This window comes from Mesorhizobium sp. M1396 (genome assembly GCF_040317725.1).
In the GTDB taxonomy this organism is placed as follows: Bacteria; Pseudomonadota; Alphaproteobacteria; order Rhizobiales; family Rhizobiaceae; genus Mesorhizobium.
In genome coordinates, this window is the sequence record NZ_JAMYLA010000150.1 from 1 (window position 1) to 1,030 (window position 1,030).

The following is a 1,030-nucleotide window of genomic DNA, read 5'->3' on the forward strand; positions in this document are numbered from 1 at the left end:
GACACAACGCGGCGGTTCTGCGACCTGCAGGCGGCGTCGGGGCAGTCGCGGACGAGCCTGTCCTTGCCGTAGCCCTTGGCCCACACGCGGTTGCGGTCTATGCCGCCGGCGGCGAGGTAGTCCATCACCGCATCGGCGCGCTGCTTCGACAGCGCCGTTTCACTTGCGCCTGGATCGTCGGCGAAACCCTGCAGCTTGAGCAGCCAGCGCGGATGCTTTGCTAACCAGGCGATCTGGGTGTCAAGGGTGGCCTTGGCGACAGAATCGAGCGCGGCCGAACCTTGCGTGAAATAGGTGCGGCGGCCGACATTGAGGATAAAATCCTCCTCGCTGCCCGGCTGCACGTTCTGGAAACCGGCAATCTCGGTGTTGGTGACGTCGGGGGTGGGAGGGGCCAGCGTGTTGCTGGTCGAACAGGATGCGGCCAGCACCAGCAGGCCGGCGGCGAGCAGCCGGCGCGTGGTTTCAATCATGCGGTTCATGATGCGCCAATCATTCGACAGTGGTGGAAGCGGGCGCCTGGTCGGCGATGTGCGGTAGGACCTCCACTGCGGTGCCGATCGGGCACCGCTGGTAGAGGTCGATGATGTCTTCCGGGAACATGCGGATGCAGCCGCTGGAAGCGTCGGTGCCGATGCTCCATGGCTCCAGCGTGCCATGCAGGCGGTAGCCGATGTCGGCGCCGTCGCGGTACAGATAGAGCGCGCGCGGCCCGAGCGGATTGTTGGACGCGCCGCCTGCGACCATGGGCGGTAGGTCCGGCTTGCGCTTACGCATTTCGGGGGGCGGGACCCATTGCGGCCACAGCGCGCGGCGGTCGATCGTCGCGCGGCCGTACCATTTGAAGCCGTCCTTGCCGACGCCGACGCCGTAGCGGATGGCGGTCTTGTTTTCCATGATGAGGTAGAGGAAGTGGTGGCGGGTATCGACCACGACGGTGCCGACCGGCTCGCTGCTGAAATACTTGACGATCTGGCGATGCCATCTCTTGTCGATCTTGGCGAAGTTGGTCTTGCGATAGACAAAATTG

The 1,030-nt window shown here is 64.8% G+C and carries 2 protein-coding genes; both read right to left on the reverse strand.

The window, feature by feature from the left end:
* The coding region (locus NKH02_RS34375) for an OmpA family protein (RefSeq protein WP_352884278.1) at nt 1-482 on the reverse strand (482 nt) is incomplete at its 3' end.
* A gap of 10 nt (nt 483-492) precedes the next feature.
* On the reverse strand, nt 493-1,030 hold a 538-nt coding region (locus NKH02_RS34380), incomplete at its 5' end, for a L,D-transpeptidase (protein WP_352884281.1).